This window comes from Myxococcus xanthus (genome assembly GCF_006402735.1).
Classification (GTDB): domain Bacteria; phylum Myxococcota; class Myxococcia; order Myxococcales; family Myxococcaceae; genus Myxococcus; species Myxococcus xanthus_A.
Genome location: NZ_CP017174.1, coordinates 5084712 through 5099787, shown reverse-complemented (window position 1 = coordinate 5099787; position 15076 = coordinate 5084712). Strand labels below are relative to the sequence as shown.

General features: G+C 70.7%; 11 protein-coding genes. 5 read left to right on the top strand and 6 right to left on the bottom strand.

The genetic code is table 11. The annotated features are described in order from the left end of the window. The first annotated feature begins 6 nt into the window (after window positions 1–6). Window positions 7–1185 (top strand): hypothetical protein, encoded by a 1179-nt coding sequence (locus BHS09_RS20940; protein ID WP_140792556.1) that lies wholly within the window; start codon window positions 7–9, stop codon window positions 1183–1185. Here the strand turns inward: BHS09_RS20940 and BHS09_RS20935 are convergent. The 4 genes from BHS09_RS20935 to BHS09_RS20920 all read right to left on the bottom strand — a co-directional run bounded on the left by BHS09_RS20935 (window position 1173) and on the right by BHS09_RS20920 (window position 5651). Further along, complete coding sequence (locus BHS09_RS20935) at window positions 1173–2813, bottom strand: sensor histidine kinase (RefSeq protein WP_140792554.1); 1641 nt, start codon at window positions 2811–2813, stop codon at window positions 1173–1175. The genes BHS09_RS20940 and BHS09_RS20935 overlap by 13 nt on opposite strands. Next, on the bottom strand, window positions 2782–3474 hold the full coding sequence (locus tag BHS09_RS20930; protein ID WP_140792552.1) for a response regulator transcription factor: 693 nt from the start codon (window positions 3472–3474) through the stop codon (window positions 2782–2784). Before BHS09_RS20930 ends, BHS09_RS20935 begins: the two co-directional genes overlap by 32 nt. Window positions 3475–3771: 297 nt before the next feature. Continuing rightward, window positions 3772–4605 (bottom strand): hypothetical protein, encoded by an 834-nt coding sequence (locus tag BHS09_RS20925; RefSeq protein WP_237077290.1) that lies wholly within the window; start codon window positions 4603–4605, stop codon window positions 3772–3774. A 230-nt stretch (window positions 4606–4835) separates the two neighbouring features. Then, on the bottom strand, window positions 4836–5651 hold the full coding sequence (locus BHS09_RS20920) for a GNAT family N-acetyltransferase (protein WP_140798707.1): 816 nt from the start codon (window positions 5649–5651) through the stop codon (window positions 4836–4838). A 116-nt stretch (window positions 5652–5767) separates the two neighbouring features. On the opposite strand from BHS09_RS20920, the gene BHS09_RS20915 reads away from it, so the two are divergent. Next, a complete protein-coding gene (locus BHS09_RS20915) occupies window positions 5768–7420 on the top strand; it encodes an MbnB/TglH/ChrH family RiPP precursor modification enzyme (RefSeq protein ID WP_237079732.1) in 1653 nt (550 codons plus the stop codon). Between the two features lie 69 nt (window positions 7421–7489). After that, window positions 7490–8125: a uridine kinase gene (gene udk, locus BHS09_RS20910; protein WP_140792544.1), complete on the top strand. Its 636-nt coding sequence runs from the start codon at window positions 7490–7492 to the stop codon at window positions 8123–8125. Here the strand turns inward: udk and BHS09_RS20905 are convergent, their stop codons facing one another. Beyond that, a complete protein-coding gene (locus BHS09_RS20905; RefSeq protein ID WP_140798704.1) occupies window positions 8126–9157 on the bottom strand; it encodes a homoserine O-acetyltransferase family protein in 1032 nt (343 codons plus the stop codon). A gap of 51 nt (window positions 9158–9208) precedes the next feature. Between BHS09_RS20905 and BHS09_RS20900 the strand changes: the two genes are divergently transcribed. Beyond that, the gene (locus BHS09_RS20900; protein WP_174259314.1) at window positions 9209–10123 is read left to right on the top strand and encodes a hypothetical protein; all 915 of its coding nucleotides are present in this window, start codon (window positions 9209–9211) and stop codon (window positions 10121–10123) included. Between the two features lie 13 nt (window positions 10124–10136). On the opposite strand, the gene BHS09_RS20895 is transcribed toward BHS09_RS20900, so the two are convergent. Then, the gene (locus BHS09_RS20895) at window positions 10137–12335 is read right to left on the bottom strand and encodes an outer membrane protein assembly factor BamB family protein (RefSeq protein ID WP_174260568.1); all 2199 of its coding nucleotides are present in this window, start codon (window positions 12333–12335) and stop codon (window positions 10137–10139) included. 98 nt (window positions 12336–12433) lie between these two features. On the opposite strand from BHS09_RS20895, the gene BHS09_RS20890 reads away from it, so the two are divergent. Further along, window positions 12434–15010 carry an HTH domain-containing protein gene (locus BHS09_RS20890; protein WP_140798702.1) on the top strand — a complete coding sequence of 859 codons (2577 nt, stop codon included), beginning with the start codon at window positions 12434–12436 and terminating at the stop codon, window positions 15008–15010. The last annotated feature ends 66 nt before the right edge of the window (window positions 15011–15076 follow it).

The following is a 15076-nucleotide window of genomic DNA, read 5'->3' as shown; positions in this document are numbered from 1 at the left end:
TCCGCCATGTGGACCGTACCGCTCTTCGTTGGACTCCTGCTGACCACGGCCGATGGCTCGGCCTCCACGTCTCCCTCCGGCACCGCCACCGTGCCGCTTCAGGAACTGATTCCCCTCTACGCGCAGCGCCAGTCGGCGCCCGTCGAAGCACCTCCGATGGCGGCCCTGGTGAAGAGCCAGCTCAAGGGCCGGCTCACGGCGGATGCCCTCTTCGTGGACGGGCACTTCGACGTGGAGGTGCTCGCGGATGGACGCTGGACGCAGGTGCGCCTGCTCCAACTCGACGCCGACACGTTCCCGGCCGCGTTGCCCGCGCTGGAGGAAGGCTCCGTGGGCGTCGTCGACGGGTACCTCTGCCTGCTCACGCGGAAGGCGGGGCGCTACGTCTTCGACGTGGGCGTCTCCATCCGCTCGCCCGGAGCGGGGCCGGAGCGCCGTGCCCAGCTGCGCTTCGGGCCCCACGCGTCCCCGGTGCCGCTGGCGCTGGAGGCGGACACGTCCGTCTTCACACTCACCGAGCCGGTGGCTTCGATGGGAGGCGAGTCCCACGCCGTCTATCCCGTGCAAGGCGCGCTGCGCGTCGGCTGGCGCGCGGCGGTGGCGCGGGTGGCACAAAGCCAGAAGCAGCAGGTGCGCCCGCCGCTCGAGCCGCGCATCACCGAGGCCACAGCGTCCTGGGTGTCCACGCTGGAAGGCCGTGCCACGCTGCGCGTCAGCTACGCGCTGAGCCTGGACCGCGAGCAGCCGCTGGAGCTGGTGCTGCCCGAAGGACACCGGCTCGAGCGCGTCACCCTGAACGCCATTCCCGTCCCCGTGGAGTCGGAGAACGGCACCCTGGCGTTGAAGGCCACTCCGGCGCGGCTGGGAGAGACGGGCGGGACGCTGGAGGTGGTGCTGTCGCGAGAGCTGGGCGTCTTCCACCTCTCCGGCCGGTTGAAGCTGGCGTTGCCGCGAGTCTCCTGGCCGGTGGCGGAGCTCCGTGCACGCGCGCACTTCCCAGCGGTGTTCAACTACCGGCGCGAGGGCGGCAGCCTGGAGCAGTACGAGTCGACGGGAGCCGTGGCCGCGGAGGTGTCAGGCCTGCCCGGAAAGGCGCTGCATTTCCGCCAGTTCCTGGTGGCCGCGTCCTCGCCCACGCTGGAGCTGGGCTACTCCGTGGACATCTCCGACAGCTACTTCCGTTGAAGCCGGGGCACGGGCGCCACCACCGCGAAGGTGGTGCCCGTGTCGGAAGGAAGCAGTTCCAACCTCGCGTGGAAGGCGCGCAGCATGGACTGGGCAATCGTCAGGCCCAGGCCCGTGCCGCCTCGCTCGCGGGCGGTGGTGAAGAAGGCGTCGAAGATGCGCGCACGGTTGGCCTCGGAGATGCCTTTGCCGTTGTCCTTCACCACCACGCGCACCATGTCCGCCTCCGGGGCCTGCTCCACCGACAGGTCCACGCGGATGGTGTCGCCACCGTGCTGGCGGGCATTGGTGACGAGCTGCCACAGCACGTCGTCGAGCACCTCCTGCGGGAGGCTCACCTTCAGTCCCGTGGGCGGTGCCGTCACATGGATGTCCGTGGCGCCTTCCGCGCGGGCGCGAAGGGCGAGCCCCTCCAACAGCGGGCCCAGCTCCACCTGCGCGAGCGTGGCCGTCATGGAGTCCGCACGGGCCAGCTCCAGCAGGCGCTGCACCAGGCGGGTGAGCCTGCGGGCATCCGCGTCCACGTTGGCGAGGAACCGCGCGTGTTGCTCGGGGGACATCGCGTCGGCGCTGTCTCGAAGCAGCTCCACCGCGCCTTGGATGGAGGCCAGCGGCGTCTTGAACTCGTGCGACACGTTGGCCGCGAAGGAACGGATGTACTGGTTCCTATCTCGCAACGCGGTGGCCATGCCGGCCAGGGACTCGGAGAGCTCGGCCAGCTCCGCCACCACGGGGCGCGCCATGGGTTCGAAGCCCGCGGGGTCGCTCATGGCGATGGCGCGCGTCTGCTTCACCAGCGCGCGCACCGGCCGGCCCACCAGCGCGGCGGCGGCCAGCGACATCAGCGCCACCGCGCCGAGCAACACGAAGCCGGTGGCGGTGAGGTTCCACCGGTCCGCGTACGTCGCCTTGGCGAACGTCATGGGCGTGCGCGTCAGCACCACCGCGCCCCAGACGCGATCGCCTTCCAGCACGGGCAGCGCCACCGTGACGCGGATGCCGGTGTCGCGGCTGAGTGACGCCAGTGGGGTGTCCTCGGGATCGGCGACGCGGCGGCGCATCACGCTGACGGGCTCGCCGCGCAGGGCCCGCTGGACCTCGGTGCGGTCCGCCAGCGTCGTCCACAGCAGCGCGGGGCTGCTGCTGGCCACCACGACGCCCTCGGTGTCCACCACGCGGATGCCGGCCAGGGTCGCCGCGCGCACCTGTTCGAGCAGCGGCGTCAACTGCAGTCCGGCCGCCTGTGACAGCGGCTCCGCGGGAACGAGCGAAGGCCGAGGCGTGTCGCCCGGTGGCAGGGACGCATCCGAGGCCCTGAGCGACGGGAGGATGGGGCGCAGGCGCGTGTCGTCGGGAATGGGGAAGGGCCAGGGAGCGGTGCGCTCGCGGCCGTATACGCCCTCCGGCACGGTGGCGCGCAGCCGCTCGCGGAAGACCTCCGCGACCACCGCGCCCTGGGCAATCAGCTCCGACTCCGTCTGGCGGATGAGCTGGTTGTCGTAGACGCGCACGAAGGCGAGCCCCGCAAGCGTGAGGGCGAACCCCGCGACGCCCACGGCGGCGAACACCAGCCACAAGCGCGGGCGCGCGCGGCGCTCAGGGGAGGGCGAGCCGATAGCCAAGGCCATGCACCGTCTCGATGACGTCTCCGCCCGCGCTGGCGAACTTCTGCCGGACCCGGCGCACGTGACTGTCGATGGTCCGGTCGCTGACCACCACGTCGTCGTAGACGCGGTTCATCAGCTCATCCCGGGTGAAGACCTTGCCGGGGACTCGGAGCAGCGTGGCCAGGAGCTGGAACTCCGTCACCGTGAGCACCACCTCCGTGTCCTGCCACCACGCGCGCCAGCGCTCCGCGTCCATGCGCAGCGGCCCTCGGGACTGCATCCGCGCCGCGGGCACTTCGACCTCCGGGGCGGGCCGCGCGCGCCGGAGCACCGCCTTCACGCGGGCCACGAGCTCGCGCGGACTGAAGGGCTTGGTGAGGTAGTCGTCGCCACCCAGCTCCAGGCCAAGGATGCGGTCGACCTCGTCATCCCGTGAGGAGAGGAAGACGATGGGCAGCTCGTGCTTGCGCCGGACCTCTCGGCACACGGCGAGCCCGTCCAGCTCCGGCATCATGATGTCCAGGACGATGAGCGCTGGGAGGGCCCGGTCGACCTGCGTCAGGGCGGCGCGGCCGTCCGCGGCCTCATCCACCCGGAAGCCTCCCTGCTCCAGTGCGAAGCGGACGATCTCCCTCAGGTGAGGATCATCGTCGACGACCAGGACTGTGGGACGTTCGGCCACGGCTGCTCGGGAGGGGAGGGTTGCGACGACTGCCGCACTCTACACCCGCCCGGGCCGGGGAGACGGCCGGGGCGCAACCCCGGCCGTGACTACGACTACCGGCGTGAGCGCCGGCGGGGCCGCGGAATCGCAATCGCCGCGGCGAGTAGGAGAATCACTGGAATGAACACGAGCATCGTTTGCGCCGTCACCTTCGCCCCCATCGAGGAAGTGCCGCTACTATGGCGGGCCGGTCTGACGTTTCGCTCGCGGCAATCCTGAAAACAGGTTTTGACGGGACGGTGACAGCGCCCGGCGTCAGATCAGCTCGCGGGTGATGACCTCGGAGCGCTCCTGGTCGTTCCAGGTGACCTTCCGGGTCTCCCGGCCGTTGAAGTAGATGGCCTCCCGGTCGCTGATGAGCTTCCGGATGGTGATGCGGGCGACGGACTGCTGTTCGTCCACGCCGTGGGTCAGCTCGTACCGGGCGACGTCATGGGGGAGCTCGCCCAGGCGGAGGCGGACCTCGCCCAGCATGTCCACGTAGTCCGCCAGCGCCTGCATCTGCCCCAGCGCGCGCCGCATCACCGTGCCCGTGCGCTTGCTGAGCACCCGGTCCCAGAAGAGGTAGCCCGCGCCCAGCGTGGCCGTGCTGGTGAAGAACATGAAGAAGGTGAGCGCCGGATCCAGGTACCGGTTCTGGGTGAGGCCCTGGTGCTTCGAGGCTTCCACCAGGATGTCCTTCATGGCCTCCACGGCCGTGCGGTGGGCCAGCTGCGTCCACTCCCGCGCATCCCGCTCCGCGCCCAGCAGCAGCCAGCAGAGGCCCAGGTGCAGGGCGATGAACGACAGCCGCGCCTTGTCGCGCTCGGTGCCCATGGCTTCCGTGAAGCAGCTCCGCGCGGACTTCAGCCGCTCCAGCTGTTCGTCGCGGGTGGCCTGAGGGGCGCGCACGGCCTCCAGGTGGAGCCGCCCGGCATGGAAGGGACCTTCCCGCAGCGGCCGGACGTCGCGATGCAACCCGCGAAGGAGGGTGAGCTGTGCTTCGTGAAGGCCGAGGAGTGTCTCCAGCAGCGTGACCGCGGCGGGCGCCTGATATCTGCCGCCCGCGTGCGGTGGAATCGCCAGGACGAGATCATCCCACTTGGCCATGTACGGACTCCGTGTGGCTGGGCGATGCAAGACGTGCGGCAAGCCCCCTCACGGATCAGTGTGCCATAACCTCCACGCCATCGAAGAATGTGGGCCGCAGTTCATGCGAGAGCGGCATTCTTCAATGAGGTGGGGCGACTGGCTTTCAAGCTCGGTAGAAAAAGCCAGTCACTCTCTCGAAATGGCGTGAGTCTGTTTTTACTCCCCCGTGCCGAGCCCTCGCGCGTGGCTCAGCCCTGGCCCGGTGGAGGCGCCATGTACATGCGGAAGCGCGTCACCGGCCGGTAGCCCATGCGGGTGTAGACGGGCTCGCCCGCGCTGGTCGCGTGGAGGACGGTGCGCTCGGTGCCCCAGTCCTGATGGGCCTTCGCCAGCGCATGTCGCATCACGGCCTCGGCGGCACCCTGCCGGCGGTGTTGCGGCTGGGTCGCGACGAGGGCGACGTAGGCGGCGGCATCCACGCGCAGCACCACCGTGCTGGCCGCGGCCTCTTCGTCGCGGCACGCCACGAAGCCCTGGCAGTCCGGGGTGTAGAGCGTGTCCTCGTCGAACGCTTCACGGCCGAAGTGGCGGGGGACGTCGTAGGCGTTGGCGTTGATGTCGGCCACGGCCTGCCGGCCCCAGGTATCCGTGACGGGACGGACGGCGAACGGGGGCTGTGGGTGAATGGCGGGCGCCAGCCGGTCCGCCACCATTCCGGTGACGCCCATCTCGGACTTGAGCCCGTACCAGGCAAGGATGGAGGGCGCGTTGTCGCGCACGGAGGGCGCCAGCCAGTCGTCGCAGATGACGAAGCTCCAGCCATGTTTGCCGGCGGAGAAGTAGCGCGCCGCCGAAGCCGCCGCGGCCGCGAGCGCTTGTTCCGTTTCGACGGGCGCGCGCAGGAAGGCGGAGTTCATCATCGACCAGGCTACGTGGCAGGCGGTGATGTAGACCTCGGGGCGCTCCACCACTTCACCCGACTTGCTGCCCAGGGCGAACAGCCTCCAGGCTCCACGGTACTGCGCGTTGGACTCATCTATCTCGACGCGTGAGGGGGCGGGCATCGTGGCTCCTGGGGGGAGGGGAATCGGCGAGCATACCCGACCTCGGGAGCGTTCAGCGCGCCACTGCCCGGCAGTCGCGGGTGGCGGTGGACGCGGGGCGCGTCTACGTTGAGCGGATGACGCATGCGGTTTCCGAGACATGGACACTGCCCTGGCGGGGCCTGGGGTTGAGCAGCAACCTGAGCGTGGCGGACGTGCCGCAGCCCTACCGCTTGCTGGACGAGTCACCGGGCCTCTTCGACTACGTGGAGTACAGCGCGCCGCTCTCCTTGGAAGAGTCGAAGGCGCACGCCTCGTTGTTCCCGGAGATGTGGCGCCGTCGCCAGGACGTCCCGGTGCTCTTCCATCCCGTCCACCTCAACCTCTGGGGGCCCGCGCTGGAGCCAGGCCAGGCCTTGAGGGATTTGGACGCCCACGCGCGCGCCGTGGAGAGTCCCTGGGTGGGCAACGACGTGGGCTGGTGGCACGTGGACGGGCAGCCCTTCCCGGGCTACCTCTACTTCACGCCGCCCTTCAACGAAGCGGGCCTGGAGGCGTGCGTGTCCCACGCGCTCCATGTCCAGCGGCACCTGTCCGTGCCGCTCGCGCTGGAGAACCCCGCGGTGCTCGCGCGGCGCGGGCAGTGGCATGTGCTCGACTTCATGGCGAAGCTGCACGCGCGCACCGGGGCGCCGCTGCTGCTCGACCTGGGGCACCTGCTCAGCCATCAGCTCTCCGCGGGACTGCCATTGGAGACGGGGCTGGATGGCTTTCCGCTCGACCAGGTCATCGAGCTGCACATCGCCGGAGGCGTGGTGACGCACCGGGGTCCGCGCAGCTTCTACGTGGATGACCACACGCAGCCGGTGCGCGAGGAGCTGTTCGACCTGCTGGCCTCGTTGATTCCGCGCTGCCCGTCGCTGCGCGCCGTCACCTTCGAGGGGGATGGCCACCCGCCCGAGGTCGCCCGGATGTCCTTGCGCCGCCTGCGCCAGCTGGTGCCCTCGGGAGCGCGGCCGCCACTGACGTGGCGCGTACCGGCGGCTGTCGCGGCCGTGCCTCCACTCACGGAGGACAGCCAGCCCTGGGCCTTGTTCGACGCGGGTTACGCCGCCGCGCCCGCGGCCTCCGTGGAGGACGAAGCCGGCACGTTGGCGGACCAGGACTTCCGCCTGGCCGTGGTCGCGGAGGTCCTGGACCGCGATTGGCCCCTCACCCGGTTGTTGCTCGCGGGCACGCGGGAGGGGCTGGCGGCCTTCACCGGCTCGAAGGAGTACCGGAAGCTCTTCGACTCCGTGGCGCGGACGCCCGGGCAGTCCTTCGCGTCCTGGGCCATGCGCCGCCTGCGCGAGTCACCGGATGAGGGGGCGTCGGCGGCGCTGACGCTGGAGATGCTGCTGCCGTCGCTGTTCACGCGGCGGGTGCCCGCGCCCGCGCCGGGGCAGGTGGGGTTGATGGAGGACGTGCGGGTCGGGTCGCTTCCCGTGGACCTGTCCGAGCTGGTCCATTCCGCCCGAGCCGTGCGCCGGCACCTCACGGCCCGTGCGTGGGCGTGTGGCACGTTGGAACTGTCCGGCCTGGATTCGCTGAACCAGGTGGCGCGCCGGCCGGGCCCGGGGCCCTGGTCCTTCGTCGCTCGGCGCAAGGCGGGAGGACCGGAGGTGATGTCGGTGCCCCCGGCCTTGGGTGAATTCCTGGGAATGCTCGCTGTGCGGCCCATGGCCGAGGCGGAGGTAGTCCCTGGGTTGCTGGAGGCGGCGAGGGGGCGTGGGCTGATCCGCCGGGGATAGCGGGAAGAATTGTTCAGGATTGGACCGAACCCTTGCGCTGGTCGTCCTGGTAAGATACGTCGCGCCCACATGGCGTCCCCCCTCGTCGTCGGAATCGCGGGCGGCACCGCGTCCGGCAAGACCACCGTTGCCCGCAAGGTACGCGAGGCATTGGCCGATTGCCGCGTGGCCTTCATCGATCAGGATTCATACTACCGGGACTTGAAGGACCTTCCGCTGGCGGACAGGCGTGAGGTGAACTTCGACCACCCGGATGCCTTCGACAGGGAGCTGCTGGTTCAGCACCTGCAAGCGCTGAAGTCCGGGCAGCCCATCCAGAAGCCCGTCTACGACTTCGTCACTTCGTCGCGCACGCCGCAGACGAAGAACGTCGACCCCGGCGACATCATCCTCATCGAGGGCATCCTGGTGCTCCACATGAAGGAGGTCCGGGATGTGATGGACGTGAAGATCTACGTCGACGCGGACGACGACCTTCGCATCCTCCGGCGCCTCACCCGCGACATCAAGGACCGCGGCCGCGACTTCGACCACGTGGTGAGCCAGTACCTGCGCCACGTGCGGCCCATGCACATGGGCTTCGTGGAGCCGTCCAAACACTTCGCGGACATCATCATCCCGCACGGCGGCAACAACGAGATTGCCATCGGCATGCTGGTGGGCGCGCTTCGCGGCAAGCTCTCCGGCGCCGTGAAGCGGGACTAGTCAGCACCGCCGCAGGAAGTCGCTCAGCGGGCCATGGAGCCGCTCCGCGTCCTGGAGCAGTGCCGCGTGGTCCCCGGGCCCCGGCAGCTCGAGGAAGCGGGCGCTCACGCCCGCGGCGCTCAGCAGGTGGTAGGTGTCACGCACCCGGTTCACCGGGGCCATGGCATCCGACGTCCCCGTCACCAGGAGCACCCGCGCACGGATTCGCGAGAAGCCGTCCGACACGTCACTGCCCGCGTACGCCGAGCACAGCGACGCCCAGGACACCGCGTCGAAGGCGTCCGCGAAGGCGTCCGCTTCCGTCTCCAGCGCGGCGCGGGCCGCTTCGGGGGCGGGGTACGCGGAGGCCAGGAACTCACGCCCGCAGAGCAGCTTCTGGAAGTCCAGGCGCAGCTTGCGCATCGTCTTTCGCGGCGGCGCGTCCAGCGCGTAGAGGCCGTCCCGGTAGTCCGGGTCCGCGCGCAGCACCTGCCAGGACAGGCCCAGCTTCTCGCGCACGCCTTCGGGCAGCGCGCGCGCCGCGCCGATGGCCACCACGCCCTCGGCCAGGTCGGGGAACAGCGACGCCAGTCGCAGCGCCACATGGGCGCCCAGTCCCACGCCCACCAGCGCGCGCACCTGCGTCAGTCCCCGCGCGCGCAGCGTGGCCGACACGGCGCGCGCCATGTCCTGCACCGTGAGCGGCGGCAGCTCGAGCCCCCAGCGTTCACCCGACGCGGGATTCACCGTTGCGGGCGACGTGCTACCGAAAGGGCTGCCGAGCAATCCGGGGGAGAAGACGGGGGTGATGGCGGGGTCCAACGCGAGGTTCGTCCCCACCAGGGCGCGTCCCCAGCCGGAGGGCTGGTACGCCGAGTCCTCCGGCGGGCCCAGCGCGAGGTGCGAGTGCGCGAGGTCGTGCAGCAACACCACCGCTTTGCCGTCTGATGGTTCTCCGTAGGCCGCCCAGGCCACCTGGGGATTGCCCAGCAGCTCTCCTTCCTCCAATGGAAGGGGCGTGGTGAACAGGTGGGTCCCGGTGGCCTGGATCACGTTGGGGATTTTTCATATCACTGCCAGGACAAAGGCACAGGAGACTGCCGCGTGAAGCGCTACTTCGGAGTCATCGTCATCGTCGCGGGTGTGCTGCTGGCCGCCGTCATGAGCTATCGCAGCGCGAGCGGTCGCGCGCTGGAAGCCCAGCGGGATGCGGACCAGCAACGGATTCACGCGGAGTACCTCGAACGGGTGGGCTGGATGCGCGCCAACCCGGACGAGGCCAGCTACCGTGATGAGTTGAAGCCCTTCTTCAAGCACTACTTCGAGCAGGTGGACGCGCACCTGACGCGTTTCAAGGGGAACACGAAGTTCGACGACTACCTCCTGGAGCTGGAGAAGCGCGAGGAGAGTGGCGCGAAGGATGACCGTGCCAACGACCGCAAGGCCTTCTACGAGTACACGCGCAAGACGTTCGACAGCCTGCGCGAGGGCCGTTACCGCCCGGTGTGGACGGCCACGGACAAGGGCATGCGCCTGGACATCATCTCCTCCGACGTGGTGATGGTGCTGGGCAAGCCGCAGATCCGCCTGCAGCTGGCGGTGTGGGGCGCGCAGCGTGTGCTCAAGGACGACGGCAAGGTGCTGAAGATGATGACCAGCGCCACGTTCGACACGGTGTGGAAGCTCACCGACGCGAAGGGGAAGCTGCTGGGCGAGATGCGCGGCGCCGACCCGTCCATGAAGATTGACCACCCGGAGCGCTTCGTCCGGGCGTTCCCTCCGCAGATGGTGCTGGGCCACTACGACCTGGACCTGCTCCCGAACGAGGTGGCGAAGGTGGAGATGACCATCAACCTCTCCTCCAGCGCGGCGTCGGGCGGCACCGCGGCGTCCACCTACGTGTGGAAGCTGGACGTGCCGTCGGAATGGAAGCTCGGCGCCGGCGAGTCCTGGGAGGGCGCCACCCAGGAAGAGCGCCCCGAGGAGGAGATCGACCCGTCGAAGGCCGCGGCGAACTAGGCCTTCGCGGGGGTTACTCGACCACCGTGAAGTGAGAGCCGAGCCGGTACGCGGACAGCGTGCCGGCATCGTCCAGGAAGTAGAGGTTGAGGCGCACGTCGGCCTGGAGCGCGACGAGCCCCACGCCGGCCTGGACCTCCGCGAGCACCTGCCCGCCGCGGGGGTCCACCGCGCGGACGCGCTCCCCTGGCACCAGCGTGACGTCGCGCGCGGTATGGGCGGGGAGCGCGCTGATGAGCGGCTCGCCCGCGGCGCCCACGCGCCAGTCCACCGTGCCGGATGCGGCCACCCGTGTGGCGGCGCCCGAGGCGCTCGTCACCACCACCGCGCGGGGGAGGGGCGCCAACGCATAGGGGCCAGGGCCCAGGTTGAGCGGGCGCTCCCAGAGGCGCCGGCCCTTCGCGTCCAGGCAGAGCAGCATGCCTTCGCGCTCGCGCTCTCCGGCGATGAACACCCGCGAGCCCACGGGCAACGGCGCGGACAGGTGGGACAGGTCCGGCTCATGCGTCCATACGGATTCGCCGGTGTGCGCATCCGCGAGCAACACGGCCCAGTGCGAGCCGCGGCCCAGCATGGCCAGGAAGCGCCGGCCCCAGGCCACGGGTGGCCCGTGGAACGGCATGGGCGCGCGCATGCGGTAGCGGACCTGGCCGTCCTCCAGGTCGAGCCCATAGAGGTAGCCCGAGTCCGTGCCCACCAGCGCGCGGTGTCCCTGGGTGGCCAGCCAGCTGCGCTGGGTCCGCGGCGGCGCCAGGCGCCAGACCTCGCGGCCCGTGGCCTCCGCGAAGGCCACGACGGTGCGGTCCTCGGACAAGGTGAGCAGCAGGCCGTCCTTGCGCAGTAGCAGCGGACCCAGGGGGATTCCGTCGTGGTCATGCAGCCAGCGCGCGCCGCCGCCCCGGCCCGTGAAACCGTAGACACGCGCGATGTCCGCCGCCACCGCGTGGCCATCCGCCGACGCGGCCACACCCAGCGCCGCGGCGCGCTTCCACAGCAGGGCTCCGTCCTTTCGGGAGAACGCGGAGGCGAGCTGCGGCGCGCAGTACACCGGCCCGTGCCGGCCGAGCAGCAGCCTCGATTCCTCCGCGTCCGGCAGGCCGCGCTTCTCCCACAGCTTCGCGAAGCGCAGCCGGCGCAACCGGCCGGGGACCTTCAACGGACGTGAGGTGCCCTGGCCTGTGGCCCGGGCCTTCTTCTCTCGGGCCGCGCCCCTGGCCTCGGGGGGCTGCACGGGGCCACGCAAGTGCGAAAGGCCCTCGCGGCAGCGCTCCGCCAGCTCCATCCGGTACGGGTTGGCCACCAGCGCGCGGTCCGCCTCCGCGAAGGCCGCGGCCAGGGACTCGCCCAGGTGGAAGAGGGCGGCGGCGAGCACGTTGCCCGCGAGCGGGAAGGGCGTCCCGGTGCGTCCCGCCTTCGCCTGGCCCGACTTCAGGTCGACCAGGAGCGAAGGCTTCGCCCCCGCGGGGGCCAGCTCGAAGCGGCTTTCGCCCAGCTCCACCGCGCGCGCCAGCTCCACCGCCTGTCGCGACAGCTCCAGCGCCGTCAGGAACGGCGGGCCGGGGACGCGCCAGGCCTCGGCCTTTCCGGGCAGCGACAGCCAGACCTCTCCCGATGCCAGCAGGGGCGCCAGCAGTCCGGCCGTCCCCCGCGCGGCGCCACGGCCCATGGGGACGCCGGCGTCCCGGAGCTCGAAGCCGAAGCCCGGGACTTCCGTGGGCTCCACGCGCCGGGTGGCGGGCCGGGCCGGCGCCTCGTCTGGAGGACGGGCGGGCCGGTTCAGGCCTTTCAGCGGCTCCTTGAGGGCTTGCCCCACGGTGGTGGCCAGCGACTTGGGCCCGGCCCGGGTGACGTCGGCGAGGAAGCGCTCGCCGGCCTCACGGACCGCCTCCACCAGTTCCTCCAGCTCCACCCGGACGGGCGGGCGCATCAGCCGGGCAGGGCGGGAGAGGTTGGCCACCAGCAGCTCCACCTCCGGCCCCATGCGGCGGAGCACCAGCTCCAGGTGGGCCTCGGGCAGGGAGACCTGGGCCAGTTTCTGACGCCCACCCGCTAGCGCCGCAACTGAGCGCACCAGGGAGGGGACGACTTCTGCTAGAGACTCCTCCACGGCCCCGGACAGAAGGTCCACCCCGTCCAATTCCAGTGCGATGGAATCGAGCGGGGAAGCCGCGGGTTCGCGTTTCCAGCGCTGTCCGATGCGTATGCGGGTCATCTTGCGTTCGTTGACAAGCCAGTTTAGCGATGGCTAGCATCCGCCGCCTATACGGACCTACATTTTTGTAACCGTTCGGAATTCCTGGGGAATACTCGATGACATTCTACGAGGCCGCGCTCCGCATCCTGGAGAGCGAAGGTCGTCCCCTCCACTTCCTTGAAATTACCGAGAAGTCCATCCAGCAGAGCCTGCTGTCCCACGTGGGCAAGACGCCTGAGGTGACGATGCTGTCGCGCCTCGCAGCCATGGCGCGCCGCACGCGGGATCGCAAGGTACTTGTGACGGCGAAGGACACCTTCGCGCTGGTTGACTGGTCGATTCCCGAGGACGTCGAGGCACTGGCTCAAACCGGCGTGGTCGAGCCGCATCCTGAAGAAGAGCTGCCGCCGCTGCGTCCGGCGGAGCGTCACCCGGAGCCGCGCACGGACAACGTGCGGGTCGCGGGCCGTGGCAGCGACCGCAAGCGCCGCCGCGACGAGGACGAGGAGCGTGGCGGTCGCCGCAAGCGCTTCCCGCCGCTGCCCGAGGTGGTGTTCGAGATTCTCAGCGAGTCGGACATCGGGCTGCGCACCGATCAGATCATCGAGCGTGCCCGGGCCAAGGAGCTGTGCGCCGAGGACACCACGGTGGAGGCGGTGCTCACCGCGCTGCTGGAGGACAACCAGCGTCGCATCGACGCGGGCCGCCGGCCGCAGTACGCCTTCAGCAAGGACTCTGGTGAGGTGTCGCTGGAGCGCGCTGGCGCCCCGAGCGAGGCCCCTCCGCTGGAGCTCCAGGCCGCGTTCGCGCAGGCGCTGGGCATCCCGCTGGAGGCTGGCCGTCCGGTGCTGGGCAAGCCAGCTGCCGCTGGCGAGGCCCCGGCGGATGCCGCGCTGGTGTCCACGCTGCGCGCCGCGCTCAAGGACGCGCGCCGCTCCGTGGCGCGTGGGCTGCGCAAGCGCCTGGGCGAACTGGACGTCGGTACGTTCGAGAAGTCCGTCGTGAAGATGATGCACGGCCTGGGCTTCCGCGAGCTGAAGGTGGCCAAGCGGTCCAAGGAAGGGCCCTTGCTCACGGCGCGCAAGCGCGAGGGCAGCGTGGAGTTGCGCTACGCGGTGCGCATGCTGAAGGGCACGCCCGGCATCGACCGCAAGTCGGTGCAGGAGCTGCGGCGTGACCTGGGCCACTACTCGGCGCAGGTGGGCCTGTTGGTGAGCCCGGGTGACGTGCGTGGTGATGCGCGCACCGAGGCGCAGGCCAATGGTTCGCTGGTGATGCTCTGGTGCGGTGACGCGCTGGGCGAGAAGTTCCTGGAAGCGGAGACGGCCGTCTCCGTCACGCAGGTCGCGCTGTACGAGGTCGACGAGAAGTTCTTCGAGGCCGCGAAGCTGGATGCCGAGGAGGCCCAGAAGCGCCGCGAGGAGCGTCAGCGCGAGAAGCAGGCCCGGGAAGGCGAGGAGCCCACCGAGGCCGCGGCACCGGCGGAACGCGAGCGTCCGCGTGAGAAGCGCCGCCGTGAGCGTGAGTCGCGCGAGGCCCGTGAGGCTCGTGAAGCGGAGGCCACCGCGGGGGCTTCCACGGAGGAAGCTCCGGCTGCTCCCGCTGGTGATGCGCGTGAAGCCGCTCCGGTTCCGGCCGCGCCGGTCCTGCAGGGCCGCGAGGACGATGAGGAGGGCGACGACGAGGACGGGGAGGATGACGACCTCGAGGCCGCCAGCGCTTTCGTGGGTGGTGCGCGTCCCGATGGAACCGCCGCGGATGCCGGTGCCGAAGGGGCACCGGGTGACCGCAAGCGCCGCCGCCGCCGTCGCCGGGGCCGTCGCGGCCGTGGCAGCCGCGCGGGTGAGGCCGGTGCCACCGGAGCTCCTGGTGAGGCGGGGGCTGCTGGAGAGGCCGCTGCCGCTGGTGAGGCGGGCGCTGCGGGTGCCGGTGGTACCGCGGGCGAGGCGGGAGTCGCGGCTGCGGGTGCTGGTGGTGCCACAGGGGAGGCGGGTGCCTCCAACACAGGTGCCGGTGGTACCGCGGGCGAGGCCGGTGCTTCGGCTACGGGTGCTGGCGAGGCCGGTGCTTCGGGTGCCGGTGGTACCGCGGGCGAGGCGGGTGCCTCCGTTACGGGCGGTGCCGCTGCTGGCGAGGCCGGAGCCTCGGCTGAGGGCGCTGGCGGAGATACGGCCGCCTGGAGCGTCGCTGGAGAGACGACTTCTGTCGGTGCCACCGGAGTGTCGACTGCCGGGACCGGTGCTACGGGGGTCGCGTCTCCTGCTGCGAACGGTGCTGGCGAGGCACCGCCCGTCTCCAAGTCGGGCGATGCGAGCGCTGACAGTGGAGCGGGCTCGGTTGCTGCCCCAGGTGCCGTGTCGGGCGAAGCGATTGCCTCTGCTGGTGATGTCGGTTCCGGGGCGGTCTCCGGCGAAGTGGCATCCGCGTCCGTGGGCGTCGCCACACAGGTGGACGTGTCCGGGACTGCTCCTTCCGAGGAGACGTCATCGGTTGCTCCGACTTCGGGGCTGACTCAGGCGGGCGTGCAGGACGGCTCGGCGGGCGAAGTGGCCCCTGGTGCCGCGATGACGACGTCTTCTGGATCCGCGGAGGGCGCACAGGTCAGCGAGCCTGCTCCCTCTCCCACCGACGGTGAGCCGTCCGCTGACTCGTCCGTGCCCCCCAAGGGGCCGTCCGGGGAGCGCGATAGCTGACGCGGCACTCCAGGAGGTGAGGGATTGGTCGGCGCCGCCGCTCTCCAGGTGTTACCCTGGGGAGCG